16 protein-coding genes and 1 pseudogene are annotated in these 20718 nt (G+C 37.5%); 15 read left to right on the top strand and 2 right to left on the bottom strand.

Going from position 1 to position 20718, the window contains the following annotated elements; all coding sequences use genetic code 11:
• The first annotated feature begins 1 nt into the window (after nt 1).
• From SLH51_RS08410 to SLH51_RS08390, 5 genes are all read left to right on the top strand, one after another.
• The gene (locus tag SLH51_RS08410) at nt 2-1765 is read left to right on the top strand and encodes a glycoside hydrolase family 2 protein (RefSeq protein WP_335960628.1); all 1764 of its coding nucleotides are present in this window, start codon (nt 2-4) and stop codon (nt 1763-1765) included.
• 50 nt (nt 1766-1815) lie between these two features.
• The gene (locus tag SLH51_RS08405; RefSeq protein ID WP_335960627.1) at nt 1816-4965 is read left to right on the top strand and encodes an alpha-mannosidase; all 3150 of its coding nucleotides are present in this window, start codon (nt 1816-1818) and stop codon (nt 4963-4965) included.
• A 144-nt stretch (nt 4966-5109) separates the two neighbouring features.
• Entirely contained in the window at nt 5110-6657 is a 1548-nt protein-coding gene (locus tag SLH51_RS08400; RefSeq protein WP_335960626.1) for a sulfatase, read from the top strand.
• Nucleotides 6654-6932, top strand: coding sequence for a 2Fe-2S iron-sulfur cluster-binding protein (locus SLH51_RS08395; protein ID WP_335960625.1), 279 nt, complete (start codon nt 6654-6656; stop codon nt 6930-6932). Before SLH51_RS08400 ends, SLH51_RS08395 begins: the two co-directional genes overlap by 4 nt.
• A gap of 667 nt (nt 6933-7599) precedes the next feature.
• Nucleotides 7600-8967 (top strand): sodium-dependent transporter, encoded by a 1368-nt coding sequence (locus SLH51_RS08390; protein WP_335960624.1) that lies wholly within the window; start codon nt 7600-7602, stop codon nt 8965-8967.
• 115 nt (nt 8968-9082) lie between these two features.
• On the opposite strand, the pseudogene SLH51_RS08385 reads toward SLH51_RS08390, so the two are convergent.
• A pseudogene (locus SLH51_RS08385) lies at nt 9083-9166 on the bottom strand (AsnC family transcriptional regulator); the annotation flags it as partial.
• Nucleotides 9167-9709: 543 nt separating this feature from the next.
• Between SLH51_RS08385 and SLH51_RS08380 the strand changes: the two are divergent.
• The 5 genes from SLH51_RS08380 to SLH51_RS08360 all read left to right on the top strand — a co-directional run bounded on the left by SLH51_RS08380 (nt 9710) and on the right by SLH51_RS08360 (nt 14903).
• Nucleotides 9710-10474, top strand: coding sequence for an IclR family transcriptional regulator (locus SLH51_RS08380; protein WP_335960623.1), 765 nt, complete (start codon nt 9710-9712; stop codon nt 10472-10474).
• 66 nt (nt 10475-10540) lie between these two features.
• Nucleotides 10541-11440 (top strand): fumarylacetoacetate hydrolase family protein, encoded by a 900-nt coding sequence (locus SLH51_RS08375; RefSeq protein WP_335960621.1) that lies wholly within the window; start codon nt 10541-10543, stop codon nt 11438-11440.
• Between the two features lie 52 nt (nt 11441-11492).
• A complete protein-coding gene (gene gucD / locus SLH51_RS08370) occupies nt 11493-12962 on the top strand; it encodes an alpha-ketoglutaric semialdehyde dehydrogenase GucD (RefSeq protein WP_335960620.1) in 1470 nt (489 codons plus the stop codon).
• A gap of 234 nt (nt 12963-13196) precedes the next feature.
• Complete coding sequence (locus SLH51_RS08365) at nt 13197-13967, top strand: SDR family NAD(P)-dependent oxidoreductase (protein ID WP_335960618.1); 771 nt, start codon at nt 13197-13199, stop codon at nt 13965-13967.
• Between the two features lie 45 nt (nt 13968-14012).
• Nucleotides 14013-14903 carry a fumarylacetoacetate hydrolase family protein gene (locus SLH51_RS08360; RefSeq protein ID WP_335960617.1) on the top strand — a complete coding sequence of 297 codons (891 nt, stop codon included), beginning with the start codon at nt 14013-14015 and terminating at the stop codon, nt 14901-14903.
• A gap of 104 nt (nt 14904-15007) precedes the next feature.
• Here the strand turns inward: SLH51_RS08360 and SLH51_RS08355 are convergent, their stop codons facing one another.
• The gene (locus SLH51_RS08355) at nt 15008-15712 is read right to left on the bottom strand and encodes a FadR/GntR family transcriptional regulator (RefSeq protein WP_335960616.1); all 705 of its coding nucleotides are present in this window, start codon (nt 15710-15712) and stop codon (nt 15008-15010) included.
• Nucleotides 15713-16138: 426 nt separating this feature from the next.
• Between SLH51_RS08355 and SLH51_RS08350 the strand changes: the two genes are divergently transcribed.
• The 5 genes from SLH51_RS08350 to SLH51_RS08330 all read left to right on the top strand — a co-directional run bounded on the left by SLH51_RS08350 (nt 16139) and on the right by SLH51_RS08330 (nt 20657).
• Nucleotides 16139-16450 (top strand): UxaA family hydrolase, encoded by a 312-nt coding sequence (locus tag SLH51_RS08350; RefSeq protein ID WP_335960615.1) that lies wholly within the window; start codon nt 16139-16141, stop codon nt 16448-16450.
• A complete protein-coding gene (locus SLH51_RS08345; RefSeq protein ID WP_390183940.1) occupies nt 16428-17612 on the top strand; it encodes a UxaA family hydrolase in 1185 nt (394 codons plus the stop codon). Before SLH51_RS08350 ends, SLH51_RS08345 begins: the two co-directional genes overlap by 23 nt.
• A gap of 74 nt (nt 17613-17686) precedes the next feature.
• Nucleotides 17687-18754 carry a C4-dicarboxylate TRAP transporter substrate-binding protein gene (locus tag SLH51_RS08340; RefSeq protein ID WP_335960614.1) on the top strand — a complete coding sequence of 356 codons (1068 nt, stop codon included), beginning with the start codon at nt 17687-17689 and terminating at the stop codon, nt 18752-18754.
• Between the two features lie 135 nt (nt 18755-18889).
• A complete protein-coding gene (locus tag SLH51_RS08335; RefSeq protein ID WP_335960613.1) occupies nt 18890-19372 on the top strand; it encodes a TRAP transporter small permease in 483 nt (160 codons plus the stop codon).
• Nucleotide 19373: 1 nt separating this feature from the next.
• Nucleotides 19374-20657, top strand: coding sequence for a TRAP transporter large permease (locus tag SLH51_RS08330; protein ID WP_335960612.1), 1284 nt, complete (start codon nt 19374-19376; stop codon nt 20655-20657).
• Nucleotides 20658-20718: the final 61 nt, after the last annotated feature.

Genomic DNA, 20718 nt, shown 5'->3' with positions numbered 1-20718 from the left:
AATGAATGTACCTAGAAAAGAATACCCAAGACCAAACTTTCAAAGGAACGATTGGCTGAATTTAAATGGTCAATGGGAATTTACATTTGATGATAAGAACATAGGGTTGGATGAAAAGTGGTATGTCAATCGCTCATTTTCAGATAACATTACCGTCCCTTTTGCCTTTCAAACACAGCTTAGTGGAATTGAGGAAACAAAGTTTCATGATGTAGTTTGGTATAGAAAATCATTTGCAGTGCCAAATGAATGGCAAGAAAAACGCCTTCTTCTACACTTTCAAGCAGTAGATTATCGAGCGACGGTTTGGGTGAATGGAATACAAGTAGCAACACATGAGGGTGGCGGTACACCGTTTCACGCTGACATTACCCCTGCTTTAAAGGATAAAAATAACCATATAGTCGTGCGTGCAGAGGATCTTTCTACGGATTTGGCACAACCACGAGGAAAGCAATTTTGGGAAGAGAAGTCTGCGGGAATCTTTTATACAAGAACGACGGGCATATGGCAAACTGTTTGGTTAGAACCAATCAGTCCAGTTCATATCGAACGTTTAAAGCTTACTCCAAACATCGATGAGGGAGAGGTGATCATTGATTACTACGTTCAGAATAGCACAGAAATACAAGAAATCGAAATAGAAGTTTCATATAAAGGCAATGTAGTCGGAATAGAAACGGCTGCTCTTGATTGGGTTCAGAGAAAAAATGTTCATACAATTCAGCTTGCTGATTTTCAAAAGGGTGAAGGTAAGCTTTGGAGCCCAGAATCACCTAATCTATATGATGTGACTGCTCGTTTAATAGAAAATGAACAAATAGTAGATGAGGTAAAGAGTTATTTTGGTATGAGAAAAATAGCAGTAGAAAATGGAATGGTTCAGCTAAATAACAAGCCATATTACATGAAGCTGGTTCTAGACCAAGGGTATTATCCTGAAAGCTTATTAACAGCACCAGATGATGAAAGTTTGAAAAAGGATATTGAACTAACTAAAGCGATGGGTTTTAACGGTGTTCGCAAACATCAAAAGATAGAGGAACCGCGGTATTTATATTGGGCAGACAAATTAGGATTGCTCGTATGGGGAGAGATGGCTAATGCTCATACGTTCTCTGATCCATATATCAAGCGAATTACAGCTGAGTGGCAGGAAGCAATAGAGCGTGATTACAATCATCCATCTATTGTAGCATGGGTTCCTCTAAATGAAAGCTGGGGCGTTCCACGGTTAAAAAGAGATCCACGTCAGGGCCATCATGCGATGAGTTTGTATTATTTGACGAAATCGTTAGATGCGACAAGAGTAGTTATTTCAAATGATGGTTGGGAGCATGTGAAATCGGATCTTTTAACCATTCATGATTATGAAGGAGAAAAAGAAGTATTAAAAGAACGCTATAGCAAGGTAGAACATGCGCTAGCCTTCCAACCCGCAGATCGCTCTCTATTTGTGAAGGGATATACCTATCAGTCCGAACCGATTTTCGTATCAGAATTCGGGGGGATTGCTTATCAAAAAAGTGAGTGGCAAGGTTGGGGCTATACATCAGCAGATAATGATGAAGATTTTTTAAAGCGTTATGAAAGTGTTATCTCTGCTCTATTAGAATCTCCTCTCGTTCAAGGGTTTTGTTATACACAATTAACTGATGTAGAACAAGAGATTAATGGATTGTTAACGTATGATCGCAAACCAAAAGTGGATTTAGATTTGATTCGTACGATTAATGAAGGCAAATCAATTACAACAAAACAATAGATATTTTCAAAGTTTAAACGTAAATACCAACATAACTATGAGGTGTTCGCATGTTATTTACAGAGGAAAAAATTCGTAATCAACTAAATGAAATTAAAGATACGATCTACAAACAAACACAAGATATTCCCACATTTAAATACAATGAGACAGAATTTGGGGAAGAAGTAACAGGGGCGCATGATCCAAGCTTTGATGATTCTAAATGGCAGGACTTTCAAATCGGTCAGTCATGGGGAGGTTATGACAAGGGGGCTTGGTTTAGGACGAGTGTTTCAATTCCAGAAGACTGGAAAAGTCAAAGAGTTGTTCTTCATTTTCTTGTTGGACCACGTGACGGTGGCGGCTCTACGGCTGAGACATTGCTTTATGTAAATGGAACCGCTTTACAAGGGATAGATGTTTGGCATGAAGAAGCATGGATCCCGCCTGAATTTCTAACAGAAGGTGAAATCGATATTGCACTAAAAGCTTGGAGTGGTGTATTAAATGTGCCAGAGAAACGCCGATTTAAGGTAGCACGACTTGCGCAAGTAGATGAAGCAACTGAACGCTATTACTTTTTAGCAGACACAGTATTGAAAGCAGTTCAAGAGTTAGAGGAAAATGATTTCCGTCGAATAAAAATGCTTCGAATCTTAAATGAGTCTATGCTGAAAATTGATTTTCTGAAGCCGAAATCAGAGATGTATTATCAATCCATTCAGGAAGCCGTGCACTTTTTAGATGAGCAAGTTGAACAGCTTAGTGAGGTTGAGGAGCTAAAGGCTAAGGTTGTTGCCCTTGGCCATTCGCATATTGACATGGCATGGCTGTGGCGACTAACCCATTCACGAGAGAAGGCGTCACGAACTTTCTCAACGGTTCTTCATTTAATGCGTCAATACCCGGAATATCGTTATATTCATACGTCACCACAACTTTATAAATATTTAAAAGAAGACTATCCTGAAATTTATAAAAAGGTAAAGGAACGGATTCAATCCGGCGAGTGGGAAATTACAGGGGGCATGTGGATTGAACCGGATACAAATGTACCAAATGGGGAGTCATTAATCCGCCAAATCCAATTTGGAAAGAGATTTATGAAGGAAGAATTTGGTGTAGATACAAAAGTGGTATTGCTCCCAGATGTGTTTGGCTATTCTTGGGCACTGCCGCAAATTATGAAGAAAAGTGGAATAGAAACGTTCATGACTACGAAAATTAGTTGGAGCCAGTATAACCGATTCCCTCACGACACATTTAACTGGGCGGGTGTAGATGGGACGAAGATTTTAACCCACTTTATTACGACTCCAGAAAAAGGAGTAAGAGCCTATACGTATAATGGAATGGTTGAGCCTCATAGTGTTAAGGGTGTTTGGGATTCGTATCAGCAAAAAGAAATCAATGACGAACTTCTTGTTGCATTTGGATGGGGTGACGGTGGTGGTGGCCCGACAAAAGAAATGATCGAGTCAGCTCGTGTAATGAAAAACCTACCAGGGATACCTAAAGTAGAAATGGATACAGCAGAACCTTATTTTGCACGCTTAAGAGAAAGAGTAAAGGAAAAAGATCTGCCTACTTGGGATGGTGAGCTTTACCTTGAATACCATCGCGGCACGTATACATCACAAGCTTCATTGAAACGAGCTAATCGTAAAGCTGAATTGATCTATCATGATGCAGAATTGATATGTGCGTTATCGCACTTATTAAATCAAGACGAGATGTATCCTCACGATGTTTTGAATGAAGGGTGGGAGTTGTTGCTTCTCAATCAATTCCATGACATATTACCAGGATCGTCGATTCGCCAAGTTAATGAAGATGCACGCGCTGATTATGCGAAGGTAATCAATATTGGGGAAGAAGTGCTTCAAGGAGCACTTGAAAAGATTAGTAGTCAAATTTGTGCAGAACAAGACAGTATTCTTGTTTTTAACTCTTTATCCTATAACAGATCCGGAATGGTTGAACTTCCTGTAGGAAATCTCATTGATGAAAGTGTAACGATTGTGGATAAAGAAGGGAAGGAAGCAGTTACTCAAATAATAGAATCAGAGGGTGAGCGAAAACTGCTTATTGAAACGGCAGAAGTTCCTGCCCAAGGCTACCAAACATTTAAAGTAGTTCCTTCGAAACAAGAAACTTCTACTTTAGAAATCAGTGAGGAATATCTTGAAAACGATTTTTACCAGATTCGTTTAAATGAGAATGGTCAGATGGTTTCGATTTTTGATAAGAAAGTGAAAAGAGAAGTTCTTTCAAAAGGAACAAGAGCGAATGTATTTCAGGTGTTTGAAGATAAACCGATGAATTTTGATGCGTGGGATATTGATCTTTATTATACAGAGAAAATGCGAGAAATTACAAAGTTGATTCATAGTGAAGTAGTAGAGCAAGGGTCTCTTCGTGGCAGCCTGAAGCTTACATGGAAATTTTTTGATTCCACAATCACACAATTTATGACCATTTATAAGAGCTCACCACGAATTGATTTTCGTACAGAGGTTGATTGGCAAGAAAAACAATCTCTCGTAAAAGTTGCTTTTCCTGTCGATATTCGTTCAACTCGAGCAACCTATGATATTCAATTTGGAACGATCGAACGTCCAACCCATTGGAATACAAGTTGGGATTATGCAAGGTTTGAAGTTCCTGGGCAGAAGTGGGTGGACTTATCAGAAGGGAATTATGGAGTTGCCTTATTAAATGATTGCAAGTATGGCTACGATGTCAAGGAGAACGTAATGCGCTTAACCTTAATTAAATCTTCTATCAGTCCGGATGAAACGGCCGATCGTGGGAAGCATTTATTTACTTACAGTCTCTTGCCACATGAAGGAGATTGGCGCCAAGGGAATGTGATTCAAGAAGGATATAATCTAAACAATCCGCTTCTATCTGTTGAACGTCCAGCAAATGATCAAGGTCAGCTTTCTACGACGTATCAGTTTGCTTCTTTGGATAGCGATCATGTTATGGTAGAAACGATTAAAAAAGCGGAAGATGATGATGCTTTCATTATTCGGCTATATGAAACAAAACAGTATCGCAATCATGATGTCAATATTAAGTTTCCCAAGTCTATTCAAAAAGCTGTGGAATGTAATTTAGTTGAAGAGGATGAAAAAGAAGTTTCCTATCATGGTGAAACGTTAACGTTCTCTATTGATCCATATGAGATTAAGACATTTAAAGTGTGGTTCTAAATTTATTTATTAAACAAGGTTGACTCAAGGAAGATCTGACTCTAAGAAATGCTCCATACGAACAACACTTAAGATAGGAGTTAATAGGGGAAAGGTCTCTTGAGTCATTTTTTCATTTCTATGATCATAAGGGAGGATTAGATTTTGAATGTTATCTTAGTCATTATGGATACTCTTCGCAGAGATCATTTAAGCTGTTATGGGACAGAAAAGTCATCATCTCATTTATCTAAAACGATTGAAACGCCCAATCTAGATAAATTTGCTGCTCGTGGAACTATTTTTGATCAGGCTTACCTCGGAAGTTTTCCTTGTATGCCAGCAAGAAGAGACTTTTGGACGGGACGCTATGAATTTCCTTTTAGAGGCTGGGGACCGCTTGAGGATGATGATTTGGAAATGTTCCATTTGCTTCAAAATAAAGGGTTTATAAATATGCTTGTCAGTGATCATTACCATATCCTTGAACAAGATGCAGGGAATTACCACTTCGGCTTTAATGGTTGGGATATGATTAGGGGTCAGGAGCATGACCCTTATGTGACAGAACCACTAGAGGATGGGACAAAAGAAGATCTTGACCACACAAGAAGCGGAGCATGGTACTTGCATCAAAAAAATATTCATGGCCAACAACGTGTTGAAGAGGATTTATATGCACCAAGGGTCTTTCGGCGCGCAGTCTCATGGTTAGAGAACAATGCGAATCCTAAAGTAAGAGAAAATCGGCCGTTTTGCTTATTGGTTGAATGTTTTGATCCTCATGAGCCTTGGGACCCGCCATTTCACCGTGTTGAGTCGTTTAATCCTGGTTATCAAGATAAATTTCCTCATAGTCCGGTATATGGAACAGCTGAGCGCTTCACAGAAGTAGAAATAAAGCAAATGCGGGCAATGTACAGTGCAGAATTAACATTAGTCGATCATTGGTTTGGACATTTCATGAATACAATCGATCAATTAAACCTTTGGGAAGATACATTAATGATTGTTACGACAGATCATGGTTTCTTTTTAGGCGAGCATAACTTAATTGGAAAACCGGATCTTGTTCCTCTCTACAATGAAATGAGTCATATTCCTTTATTAGCTTATCATCCTGAAGGAAAGCCTGGTACACATTCAAAAGAGCTTGTACAGCTAGTTGACATTTTTCCTACGGTCAACGATGCCTTAAACATTAAGCTGCCTACTAAAGTGGATCAAAACAAACCCATTGTTGGGAGAGGGCATCGTAAAGCATGGGAGGGAGTCAGGGAACAAACATTAACGTTACATGGCAAGAGCCTCGTCCCTTTTTTAAAAGGAAATAATGAGAAAATAAGAAACATTGCGGTTACTGGTAAGTTTGGTGATATCATTCGTGTTACAGATGGAGAGTGGTCTCTATATTTATCACCTGATAAGGATCGTTCATTATATTGGTATGGCAAACGAGAACCAGGAAGAACATTTACAGCGAGACGGTCGAGTTATGATCCTCAAGAAGGTCGATATAACATGCTTCCTTATCCGTTTCATAAAGAGAATGAATTGTACAATCTTGTAGAAGATCCAACTGAGGAAAATAATGTTATTTCAGAGAAATCCAATGAAGAAAAAAGACTTAGAGCTTTGTTTCTAAACTGGCTAAAAGAAATTGAAGCTCCTTCTGAAGTTGCAATTCGATACGGATGTGACAAGATCTTATGAGAAAAAGTAACGTCTATTTGAATCCTATAAAGAATTGTTATAAGGTTTCGGCTGACAAAGAGTTATTGCAGAGTCTAATTGAGCAAGGTGTTGAACTTGAATTTCAATGTCATTTTGGGAGTTGCAGGATGTGTGTCGTTCGTTTAGTTAATGGACAAGTTTATCATCATCAAGTTCCGGGAATTACAGACGAGGAACGAGAAGAAGGATATATTTTGCTTTGTTCTTCTAAACCGAGGAGTGAAGTGTTAGAAATAGAAAGAATTTACCCTTAATTAAGAGACGATTGTTCAAGTGTCTTATCAATAACAGTGAAAGAGTTTTGTAAAAGAACATTATACTAATTACATCCGATCAAACAAAGGTATGATTCAATAGGTTTTCACGGAAGTTCATTTATAAGCACACCAAATTTTGATCGTCTATGTATGGTCTGCCATCTGAATATAAGAATAAAATAATCCTCAATCGATTCCCCTTCCAAATTTTATTAAAGATGAAGAAAATAGTGCAGCTACCCATATAGAGATATTTCAAAATAATAAGTTTGCAACCAATCGGTTTAGGGGAGAATTTGAAGTAGGAGGACAAGGTGCAAAAGACTATTGCCAAAATGACGAGAAACTCCGGATGACAAGAGCTTATTGGCATGGTACAGGGACGAGATGGTATCTCACTAAAATCATAATTAGTAAAGGATGAACCACTACAACGAAATGGTGTGTGATATGGAAAAAAGTGAACCTCTAGCTCCCCCGTTTTTCTAGAGTATAATAGAAAGTTTGTGAGGATTTGGAAAGTAAAAAAGCTAAATCCTAAAAATTATCGTAAAATACGATCTTATTTGATAAAAAGTCTTAAAAAACGAATGAAAACACGTTATAATCCTCTTTGTGTCTAAAATTTTCAATGAAAACAACAAAGAGAAATGAGCTTGATAAAATGTCTACACATGAACAATGGAAATCAAAAATGGGATTTATTTTGGCTGCTGCTGGTTCGGCTATTGGACTCGGAGCCATATGGAAATTACCTTATGTAGCTGGAACTTCTGGAGGAGGGGCCTTTTTCCTCCTTTTTCTATTATTTACTGTTTTATTAGGGTATCCGTTACTAGTTGGCGAATTCATCATTGGTCGACGCGCACAAAGCAATGCTGTTACAACGTATAAAAAACTAGCACCAAATTCATTATGGCACTTAACAGGGAGAGTAGGGATATTTGCTAGTTTCTTGGTGTTATCCTTTTATAGTGTCATTGGTGGCTGGATTATCTTATATTTAGTTCAAGCGTTTACTGGCAATTTGCAAGGGTTGTCTCAAGAACAATACGGACAGTTATTTGGAGATATGATAGCAAATCCGGCATTAGCATTAGTGGGGCAGTTGTCCTTTTTACTAATAACCGTTTTGGTCGTTGCAAAAGGGGTTCAAAAAGGGATAGAAAAAGCGAGTAAGATTATGATGCCAACCTTATTTGTTTTGTTTATATTTCTTGTTATTCGTTCTTTACGTTTAGAGGGGGCGATAGAAGGAGTTCGTTTTCTGTTAGTGCCTAAATTCTCAGAGCTGAATTCTGATATCATGCTTTTTGCATTAGGACAAGCCTTTTTTGCCCTTTCTTTAGGTGTATCGGTAATGGTTACGTATAGTTCCTATCTTCCAAAGACACAAAATTTACCGAAAGCGGCTGGATCTATTGTCGTAATGAACCTATTTATTGCTTTATTAGCGGGTCTTGCTATTTTCCCGGGAGTATTCTCTTATGGGTTGGAAGTTGATGCAGGTCCCACTTTGATCTTTGCTGTTTTGCCAGCTGTTTTTAGTCAAATGCCTTTTGGGATGGCCTTCTTTGTTGCTTTCTTACTATTATTCTTATTTGCCGCACTGACGTCAGCTTTTTCAATGATTGAATCGTTAGTAGCCGTTTTTACTAAAGATGAGCATAATAAACGAAAGAGATTCACGTGGATGATCGGAACATTAGTCTTTCTTGTAGGAATTCCATCGTGTTTATCATACGGAGTTTTGGCTGAATTTGAAATTTTTGGAATGGTCTTTTTTGACTTTGTTGATTTAACTGTAAGTAATGTTATGATGCCTTTAGGGGCACTTGCTACGTCCCTCTTTGTTACGTTTAAAGTTTCAAAACCTGATTTATTTGATGAACTCCAGCAAGGATCAAGAGTAGGCAAGCTATTTTTTCAGTCATGGTTTTACGCTTTAAGATTCTTGACTCCAACGGCTATTATTATTGTATTTCTAGATGCTTTAGGGGTGGTAGGTTGGATTGGAGCAATGTTTAGCTAAACAAAAGAGATTGAATCACACTATGGTCTGACCCACTAGAGCACAATAGATGAATCTTCAACAGGAGATCCATCCTTGTGCTACTAGTTGGGGTTAGACCCTTTTTTATTAGACATCAAAGTCTAATGCCCATTGTACTGCGATAACGATTAATTAATACTTGGCAATCAACACTTGTAATGCCTGGTAAAGTATAGAGGAAGAGTTAAATTACGGGGCAAAATCAGAAATTGATTTAATTTTTACAGGTGACGCACTTGAAAACGGTGTTGGTTATATGTCAGAAGAGCGCTGGGAAACCATTCAAAATCAAATGTATGATCTAGGAGTAATTGATGAAAAAGAGGATGTAGAAAGATTTATACAACTAGATTTCTAGATTAAGTGTCAATGGCGAGTAAATCTCCATTTAGCGTGAGTAAAGTCTGCTATACGGCGAGTAAAATAGACATTGTGGTGAGTAAACTCCTTGAAATAGCAAGTACTAGAAAAACCGATGAAAAAATCAGAAAACTAGTTGACTGTGAAAGGGGTTTCAAATATAATAACAATGTAGTCGATATTACTGAACTGTGTTTTATAATATAAAACAAGTGGATGAGATGGATTGTATTATGTTAAGTAACGATAGTTGATCGATGGTTGACATACGATAACGCTAGGTTCCTTCCTTGTAAAAAGAAATTCTAAAACGAATTGTGGTATTATGACAATGATGCAAGTACATAGAGGGGGAGCAACATTGCCTATTATTCAATCAGTTGATCGAGCTTTAAAGATTTTAGACCTGTTTAATGAATACGAAACAGAACTTAAAATTACAGATATTAGTGAAAGGCTCATGCTGCACAAAAGTACCGTTCATTCTTTATTAAAAACGTTACAGACACATCAATATATTGATCAAAATCCTGAAAACGGAAAATATCGATTAGGAATGAAATTATTTGAACGAGGGAACTTGGTCATTCACGGCTTAGATATTCGTGAGTTGGCAAAGCCCCATTTACATACCCTTTCCAAAGAAACATTACAAACCGTTCATCTTGTAGTATTGGATGGCAAAGAGGGTGTTTATATTGACAAAGTTGAGGGGGCTACTTCAAGCGCCCTATACTCAAGGATTGGTAGAAGAATTCCGATTCATTGTAGTAGCGTTGGGAAAGCATTAGTTGCTTTTAAAACAAATGAGGAAATTGAGAAAATTCTTGAGGGTTATGAATTCGACTATCGTACAGAACATACGATTACGAATAAAGAAGATTTTTTAGAGGAATTAGAATCGGTACGACATACGGGCTATTCACGAGATAACCAAGAAAATGAACCAGGCGTTAACTGTGTGGCCATTCCTGTTCGCAATTATACGGGGGAAGTCATTGCAGCAGTGAGCATTTCCAGTCCTGCTATGAGATTTAATGATGAACAAATGTCACTTCATATTGACGTATTAAAAAGAGAAGCATCTAAATTATCGAAAAAACTAGGGTATGGATACGAGCAATAGATTCTCGTATGCGATAACAACAAAACCCAGTTTTATAATATAAAACAATTGATGGAGGGATTTATCATGAGAATCATCCGATTTGAAGAAAAGCAATCACAAAACCCTGTATTAGCAGCCGTGACAGAAGAAAACAAAGTGTATTCTCTTCCTTACTCTAGTTTTTTAGAAGTTATCGAAGTAGCGAAAACAAAAGATGTAAGACCAGTCGATCTTGTTAATGAAATCATCACACAAAGTGTGCCATTAACTGAAAGCTTTGATGAATTAAAATTACTTGTCCCAGTTGAGGCTCCAGAAGTCTGGGCTGCGGGTGTAACATATCAAAAAAGCAAGGAAGCAAGAAACTATGAAGCTACCAATGGGAAACTTGATGCAACGACATTTTATGATAAAGTTTATGATGCAGAAAGACCTGAAATCTTCTTTAAGTCAACAAAGGAACGTACAATTGGTCCAAGTGGAGACCTTTTCTTGAGAAGTGACTCAAATTGGCAAATTCCTGAACCAGAACTAGGTCTTGTTCTTGGGAGTGAAGGAGAAATTCTTGGTTACACGATTGGCAATGACATGAGTTGTCGTGATATTGAAGGCGAGAACCCTTTATACTTGCCACAGGCAAAATTATGGGCCCGTTCTTGTTCAATTGGTCCAGCTATTCTTCTTGCTGAAACAGTTGAAGACCCATATCAATTTGAGATTACGTGTAAAATATATCGCAATGAAGAACTCGTTGTAGAAGGTTCTGCAAGTACAAATCAATTAAAACGTAAATTTGATGAGCTTGCTAGTTTCTTAAGAAAAGATAATATTGTGTTTCCTGGGACCGTTTTATTGACAGGGACGTGTATTGTACCACCAAATGAATTTACATTAGATGATGGCGATCAAATTGAAATTGAAATTTCTAATATTGGAAAGTTAATCAATCCAGTAAAAAGCCAAGTTGCACAAGTAGCAAAATAAGAACGTACTAGTTCGTAGTAGAAATAAATAGAAAGTTTGGGAGGAATTATTTATGGTAACGAAAACAGATGTAAAAACATTTTTAAACTTTGTCAATGGTTCATGGGTAAAGTCATCGAACTCGGAAGTATCTGCTAGTATTAATCCAGCTAACCGTAATGAAATTGTAGGATATGTACAAAAATCTCCAGTTGAAGATTTAAATGCTGCAGTTGAAGCCGCGAAAGTAGCACAAAAATCATGGGGGAAATTATCAGGGGCAGAACGAGGCGCTTTTCTATTTAAAGTAGCAGACATTCTAGAATCACGTGTTGATGAAATTGCTGAAACGATGACACGTGAAATGGGTAAGACATTTCCAGAGGCAAAAGGCGAAACAGCACGTGGTGTAGCAATTTTACGTTATTATGCAGGGGAAGGCATGAGAAAAGTTGGAGATGTGATTCCATCTACTGATTCAGGTGCTCTCATGTTTACCAATCGTACGCCACTTGGAGTAGTCGGTGTGATTACACCATGGAATTTCCCTGTTGCGATTCCTATTTGGAAGATGGCTCCTGCACTCATTTACGGAAATGCAGTTGTCTTAAAACCAGCTCAAGAAGTAGCTGTAACAGCAGCGAAAGTTATTGAATGTTTTGAAGAAGCTAATTTCCCTAGTGGAGTAGTGAACTTAGTCACTGGTTCAGGCTCTGTTATTGGTCAAGGACTTACAGATCATCCAGACGTTAATGGGATTACGTTTACTGGTTCTGATACTGTAGGGAAACAAGTTGGTCAAGGAGCTTTGGCTAGGGGAGCAAAATATCAACTCGAAATGGGAGGGAAAAACCCAGTTATTGTTGCAGAAGATGCAGACTTAGACTTGGCAGTAGAAGCGACAATCAGCGGTGGTCTTCGTTCAACAGGACAAAAGTGTACAGCAACAAGTCGTGTTATCGTTCATGGTTCAGTTTATGAAACATTTAAAGAAAAACTAGTTTCAAAAGTGCAGGAGATTACTGTTGGAAATGGGATGCAAGAAGGAATTTGGATGGGGCCTTGCGCAAGCGAAAACCAACTAAATACCGTATTATCATATATTGAAAAAGGGAAAGAAGAAGGGGCAACGTTACTTGTTGGTGGAAACCGTTATGTAGACGCTGATTGCGCGGACGGCTTCTATGTTGAACCAACTGTTTTTGAGGATGTAACAAATGACATGACGATTGCTCAAGAAGAAATTTTCGGACCAGTTCTTGCGCTTATTAAAGTTGACACAATGGATGAAGCCATTAAAGTTGCCAATGATGTACAGTTCGGCTTAAGTGCATCCATCTTTACAACTAACATTCAAAAGATGCTTCACTTTATCGAGGACATGGAGGCGGGTCTGGTTCGCGTTAATGCCGAAAGTGCAGGGGTTGAATTGCAAGCACCATTTGGTGGAATGAAGCAATCAAGCTCGCATTCTAGAGAACAAGGTCAAGCTGCCATTGAATTTTTTACATCAATTAAAACAGTGTTTGTAAAAGGATCTTAATTAAATGAATGGCCCTCCTATTCAGTTTAGGAGGGCTTTTTAAAGAGCTTATTTAATAAGAGGCAATGATATTTCCCTAACTTTGTACTAAGTATTTAAAATAGTTTGTTATTGATAAAGAAAAGGAAACATGATAAAGTCTATCTTGTGGTAGTACCAGAGTACCTCAGGTTGAGTTAACTCCTTATTTTTTGTTTTGAAAACGCTTTATATGGAAACAAAGGAGGAACTTTAGTGAGATTAAATAGCAAAGTAGCATTAATAACAGGTGCAGGTTCGGGTATTGGGAAAGAGACCGCTTTATTGTTCGCTAAAGAAGGTGCAAAAGTAATAGTTGTAGATATTAATGCAGCAATGGGAAAGGAAACTGTTACTGAGATTTTAGCAAATAACGGTAGTGCTCGCTTCGTACAGGTAGATGTAACAAATGAAGAAAGTGTCAAAAAGCTGGCTAAAGAAATCGAAGGAAATGAACAAACGGTTGATATTTTATTTAATAATGCCGGAATAAGCGGTGTTGGACAATTACACGAAGTTGAACTTGAAACATGGAAAAAAGTAATTGATGTGAATGTAACAGGAGTATTCTTAGTTTCAAAAGTTATTGTTCCATTTATGGTCGAACAGAAAAGTGGTTCCATTATTAATATGTCTTCATGTATTGCTGAGATTGGGTTGGGGAATCGAGCTTCCTATGCTGCTAGTAAAGGAGCTATCCTATCATTAACGAAGTCGATGCAAGTTGACTATGCACCGTTCAATATAAGGGTGAATGCATTAATGCCTGGTACGATTTATACGCCATTTGTTGAGGATTACCTTTCAAGAGAACCTAACCGTGAAGCTGCGATTGCAAAAATTAAAGAAAGACAGCTAAGTGGTGACTTAGGAAAACCGATTGATGTAGCTTATGCAGCATTGTATTTGGCTTCTGATGAGTCCAAATTCATGTTGGGGACACCTTTTATGATTGATGGAGGAGTCGTTAACGGAAAGTCTAGTTAATTATTTAAGAATTCATAAAATAGAATATTTTTGGAGGTTATTGAAATGAAATTGCTAACATTTAAAGAAGATGGACAGTTAAAGTTAGGGGTTAAGACAGCTGAAGGTGTATTACATATTGGAAAAGCAGCTGAAGTTTTTGAGAGAAGCGTTCCTCTTTCAATCGAAGCGGTAATCAATGAGGAAAACTCTTTAAAAGAGCTAGAATCGTTAACTAGCCTAGCGCTTGAAAATAAAGAAGAGAATTTGTTTTTAGAAGAGAAAAGCTTAACGTTGGGTCCTGCTGTACCTAAGCCAGGAAAAATGATCTGTGTTGGTCTAAATTATCAGAAACATGCCGAAGAATCCAATATGCCGACTCCTCTTTACCCTGTCTTATTTAATAAATTTGATAATACGGTCGCAGCACATAATGAGATTATTAAGCTACCATTTAATTCAAAAGAGAACGACTATGAAGCTGAACTTGTTATGGTTATTGGGAAACAATCTAAACGTGTATCAAAAGACGAGGCGTTGGATTATGTGTTTGGGTATTGTAATGTCAATGACTTATCCTCTCGCGACTTACAGTTCCGTACAAATCAGTGGTTACTAGGAAAATGTTGTGATGGCTTTAGCCCACTAGGACCATATTTGGTTACAAGTGATGAAGTAGATGACCCTAATCAGTTAGAGATCAAAGCCATTGTAAATGGGGAAGTACGTCAAAACTCAAACACTTCTGATATGATTTTTAAATGCAATGAGATTGTTAGTTATATCTCTGAACATATGACATTAAATCCTGGAGATATTATTTTAACGGGTACTCCTGAGGGGGTTGCTATGGGTCAACCTGAAGACCAAAGAGTGTATTTACAAGATGGCGATGAAGTGACAATCGAAATAGAGAAGCTTGGTAAATTAACGAACAAGTTTAAGCAAGAAGTGTAATTTGCTCAGGAAGCTCGTGTTTTTAAGCTGATAGAGCCCATTTAGACTAACTGCACTCGTTAGTCTAAATGGGCTCTTAGTAATATTTTAGTAGTAAATGATAATTAATCAACTTTTGCGTAAAATTGCTTGGCTCTTGTAAAATTGAGTTCAATTGCCTGATTTATTTGATCAGTATCTCTAGCTTTTATGGCGTCCAATAATTTTGTACGGCTCTCAATACTATTTTTCCAAGCTCCAGGTACATTAAGGATTTTTAACATTGAATCATGGCGAAGATGTACGATCGTTTGCATAAGTTTGCTGTAAATTTTATTGCTACTACAAAGGCCCATGTGTAAATCAAACTCATCAAGCAGATGTTGAAATGCTTCAATATCTTTTTCTTTCTCAGATAAACTTTTTAACTGATTCAAAAAGTCTTCTAAGACGGTTATTTCATGATTTGTCATCTGTTGAGATGCTTCAAAGTAAACCTCTGATTCAATTAATTTACGTGCTGCATACACTTCTTCTAAATTGTCAATTTCATTGTAGTACATCCAAACAATGGTTTCAGCAGGGATAGGAGATTCACGCTTACTGACAAAGCTTCCTTCCCCTGGTTTGATTGTAATGAGGCCTATAAGAGAAAGTGCACGTAAAGACTCGCGAATGCGCCCTCTATTAACACCGAATTCTTCAGCTAGCATACGTTCATTTGGGAGTTTATCTCCAGGATTTAACTGACTCGATGTAATCCAGGATGCCATTTGCTCCATAATCTGTTCCGTAACTGTTACTCTTTTAATAGGATTTATTTTAACCATTTTCTAGCCACCTTTTAACATATTTCTTATGTAAATGCTGGTACTACCAAAATACCACAAAAATGAGGAGAATGTATACGTACAATGTAAAAAACATAGAAATATAAGGATATGTAGCAAAGTAGATAATTTAATTTTCTGAAAAGCAGAAAATTAGTTGAAATCCTAAAATTGCCATGATATATTTTAAATGTGCTGGTACTACCACCCGACTTTTTACGAGAATTGAAAGCGCTTAAAAGGTTGGTTGCCAACTAGAAGTAAGGAGTCAACTAAAATAAATAGCGATTTATGTGTATTCTAATGGTACTACCACAATACCTATGGATAGAAACACATTGCGTTGTGAACTTGGTATTACCACAATACCGAAATTAAGGATGATTCAATCACTATTCTGTGTAAAAGGAGAAAGGGGAGAATGATTTGAGTGAAAATCTTTTTCGAACCATCATCATGAGACCAATAGATAACGTAGCTGTAGCTTTACAGGATATTCCAGCAGGAACGCAAATTGAGGTGACTTTTTCAAAAAAAGAATCGACCATGATAAAAATAAAAGAAGCAATCACCTTTGGTCATAAGTTTGCTGTTCGACGAATTATGAAGGGGACTGAAATTAAGAAGTATGGAGAAGTAATTGGGAAAGCATTAAGGGATATTGGTGAAGGTGAGCATGTTCATGTTCACAATCTTGAAGGAACGAGAGGGAGAGGTGACAAAGTTGGTACAGATTGAAGAGGGTAAATTTTTAGGATATCGTCGTCCAGATGGAAAAGTAGGAGTTCGAAACCATGTACTAATTTTACCGACGATTACATGTGCGACTCAAACAGCAAAACAAATTACTGAACTTGTCCATGGAACGGTTAGTTTTATCCATCAACATGGATGTGCTCAAGTAGGAATTGATTATGAGCAAACTTTTCGTACCTATGTTGGGATGGGGAAAAATCCGAACGTATATGGTGTTGTTGTATTAGGTCTTGGCTGTGAAACCCATCAGGCTAAAAGTGTTGCAGCAGAAATTGCGAAGTCTGGTAAACCAGTAATAACAGTTTCAATACAAGATTATGGTGGGACGTTAACTTCAATTGCAGAAGGAGCTAAAGCAGCTACGAAACTAGTTCAAGAAGCATCAGCTCAAATGAAAGAGTGGTGTGATTTCAGTGAATTAATTATTGGTACAGAATGTGGTGGTTCCGATGCCTGTTCAGGATTATCAGCAAACCCAGCCGTTGGAGCAGTTAGTGATATGATCGTCGAAAATGGCGGGACGTCTATTTTAGCTGAGACAACGGAATTAATAGGAGCGGAACATCTGTTAGCAAATCGTGCCAAGAATGATAAAGTTTCTAAACGTGTATACGAAGTCATTACAGCTATGGAAAACCGCTCCATTCATATGGGAGTCGACATTCGTACTGGTAATCCTAGCCCTGGGAATATTGAAGGTGGATTAAGTTCATTAGAGGAAAAATCGTTAGGAGCAGCAAATAAAGCAGGAAAAAGTCCTTTAAATGAGATTATAGACTACGCTGAAGAACCAAACGAAAAAGGTTTGGTCTGGATGGATACACCAGGACATGACATTGAACAATTAACGGGAATGGTCGCAGGCGGGGCTCAAGTTGTCTTATTTACAAGTGGAAGAGGAACGCCTACCGGGTCTCCGATTGCTCCTGTTATCAAAATTTCAACGAATACGGGAATGTTTGATAGAATGAGCGAAAATATGGATCTCAATGCAGGAACAATCATTGAAGGGAAAGAAACAGTCGAAGAAGTTGGAAAGCGAATTTTCGATGAAATTGGTTTAGTTAGCTCTGGTAAACTGACAAAAGCAGAAATTTTGAAACAACATGACTTCGGTATTTGGAGAATAGGTCCAACCTTTTAATTGAACAATGGCAAGTGAGTTTCTAAGAAATGAAAGCGTTGTCTATTTTGATAATAAGAAAAGAGGTTATCACTATGAAAATAAGTAAAAAATGGATGTTTGCACTATTGTCAATTATGTTACTAGTCATGGTTGCTGCCTGTTCACAAGGAACAAGTGAAGAGAGTATATCAACATCAGAAGGTTCAACAGAAGAATCAACTGAATCCGAAGGAACAACAGATGGTGAAACATATGAAATCAATATTGCGTATGGAAACCAACCAGGAGAGCCAGTTGATAAGCTGGCAAACAAATGGAAAGAGTTAGCTGCAGAAAAAAGTGATGGAAGAATTGAACTGAAGCTTTATCCGAGTTCACAATTAGGCTCTGAAAAAGATGTAGTGGAGCAGGCTCAAATGGGTAATAACGTTATTGTTATGGCTGGGTACGACTTTTTAATGGACTATGTTCCAGATGCAGGGATATTAACAGCTCCTTACTTAGTTGATGATTTTGATGAGCTATTATATTTAACAGAAACGGATTGGTTTGAAGGATTAAAAAACGATTTAAATGATCAAGGAATTGATATTGTTACAACTAGAACTGTTTATGGTGAACGGCACTTATTAACAAATGAGAAGGTAACAACGCCAGAAGAATTAAATGGGTTAAAAATTCGAGTTCCAAATAACCAAATGTCTATTCAAACATTTGAGGCAATGGGTGCTGCTGCAACCCCAACACCACTTGGAGATTTGTATACATCCTTGCAGCAAGGACTTGTAGATGGAGCAGAAAATCCGCTTCCTGTTCTACAAGGTGTAAAGGCGCACGAAGTTTCTCAACATTTGGCTTTAACTGGCCATCAAAAATTTATTACATCTTGGATCGGTGGAACTAGTTTCATAGAAACATTGCCAGAGGATATCGTTCAAATTTTAAGGGAAACTGGTGATGAAGCTGGGGATTATGCTAGAGCTATTTTGGATGAAGAAACAGAAACTGTGATGGCCGAATTCCAAGAGCAAGGTGTGGAAGTGTATGAAGTGGATGTAGAACCGTTTAAAGAATTAGTACAAAGCGTTTATGAAGCATTTCCATCTTGGACACCAGGACTATATGAGGAAATTCAAGAGTTATTAAAAAATCGTCCATAAGCAATTGGGACCTTAGGTTATATGGGTAAATAGTAAGCATGTGCAATAGTGTATGCTTACTCATACTTCACCAAAAAAACGAGGATTAGTAATGTTTCCTTTTTAACCAAGGATCCTTCGAACAGGGGGAAGATCATGACAAAAAGATGGTTTCATTTTATTGATGATGGAATATCGACATTTGCGTTATTTGCTATCATCTTGTTAACTGGTACGAATGTGTTTTCTCGATATGTGTTAAACAAACCATTACCTTGGGTTGAAGAAATAGCTATAGGGTTATTTGTTTGGCTTGTATTTATAGGGATCAGTTCAGCAATGAAACGTGATAGTCATATTGGAGTTGATTATTTCGTGCAAAAATTGCCGAAACCCTTGCGTATCCTTAGTATTACCATTCGTGCTATCGCCATTTACTATGTCCTCTTTTATGTGTTTGTCTATCTTGGATTTACTTTTACAGCTCAAGCATCTAGTAAAGTAACCCCTATTCTTGGTATTAGCTACCAAGTTATTAATATAGCTATACCTATTGGAGGGTTGTTTACAGCTATTTACTTTACTAGGGCATTCATTCGCTCCATCCAAATAGAGCTTGGAAAAGAAGGAGGGTCTTGAGATGGCTTTGACGGTCGTATTGACAGTTTTACTACTATTATTTTTACTAAATGTACCAATCGCATTTGCGCTAATAGTGAGTACAGCTGTTTACTTTTTATTTACTGATAATTTCTCAAGTATGGTATTAATTCAAAGAATGGTCGGTGGAATTGAGTCTGTTCCGCTTTTAGCGATAGTTTTCTTCGTTACGGCTGGAATTTTAATGAATTATACAGGAATCACATCGAGAATGTTACGATTTGCACAAGTACTGACAAATCGACTTCCTGGATCATTGGCACAAGTAAATGTTGTTCTCAGTACGTTAATGGGTGGATTGTCCGGATCTAATGTTGCTGATGCGGCGATGCAATCTAAAGTACTTGTTCCTGAGATGGAGAAAAAGGGATATAGCCGTGCCTTTGCAACAGCTCTGACGGCTTCAACTTCATTAATTACGCCGATCATTCCCCCAGGTATTGCATTAATTATGTATGGGTATGTAGGAAACGTTTCCATTGGAAGCCTTTTTCTTGCAGGGGTATTACCTGGTATTGTGTTATGTTTAAGCTTCATGATTTATGTGCACTTTTATGCAAAAAAGCATAAACTTGAAACGGAGAATAAAGAAAAGATAACAAAAAAATATTTTTTATTTACATTTAAAGATGCAATTTTGGCTTTGTTATTACCTATAATTATTATTGGTGGGATTCGTTTTGGGGTTTTTAGTGCAACGGAAGCTGGAGCGATCGCGGTATTTTATGCATTATTTCTTGGGCTAGTTATTTACCGTGAGATGAAAATGAAGCAATTGATCAATGCACTTGTTGAAACTGTACATACAGCTGCATCTATTTTAATTATTATTGCTGCTGGCTCTGCCTTTGCGTGGGTATTAACGTTGGAGCAAGTTCCCCAAAGAATGACAGAGTTTATGGTTAACTACATTTCTTCACCTTTTATGTTTTTTATTGTCGTTTTAATTTTTCTCTTAATCGTAGGGATGTTTATTGAAGGAAATGTTTCAATTATTATTTTAACACCATTATTTATGCCAATGATCCAACAATACGGGATCGATCCAGTTCATTTTGGTATTTTCTTTATTGTATGTATAAGCATTGGAACACTAACACCTCCATTAGGGACAATTATGTATACAACTTGTTCGATAACGGGGACAAAGGTGGAAGAGTTCATTAAGAATAGCTGGCCATTTTTAGTTATTTTAATCGTTGCGGCCCTATTGCTAGCATTTATACCGAGCATTTCGTTGTGGCTACCTACTGTTTTTAAGTAGCAATCGAGTAATGAAAAAATACAATCCGATGAGGGTTGTATTTTTTTCGGTACAATCAATT

This window comes from Halalkalibacter kiskunsagensis (assembly GCF_037027555.1).
GTDB classification, from domain to species: Bacteria; Bacillota; Bacilli; order Bacillales; family Bacillaceae_D; genus Halalkalibacter; species Halalkalibacter kiskunsagensis.
This window is presented reverse-complemented; position numbering and strand designations above follow the sequence as displayed.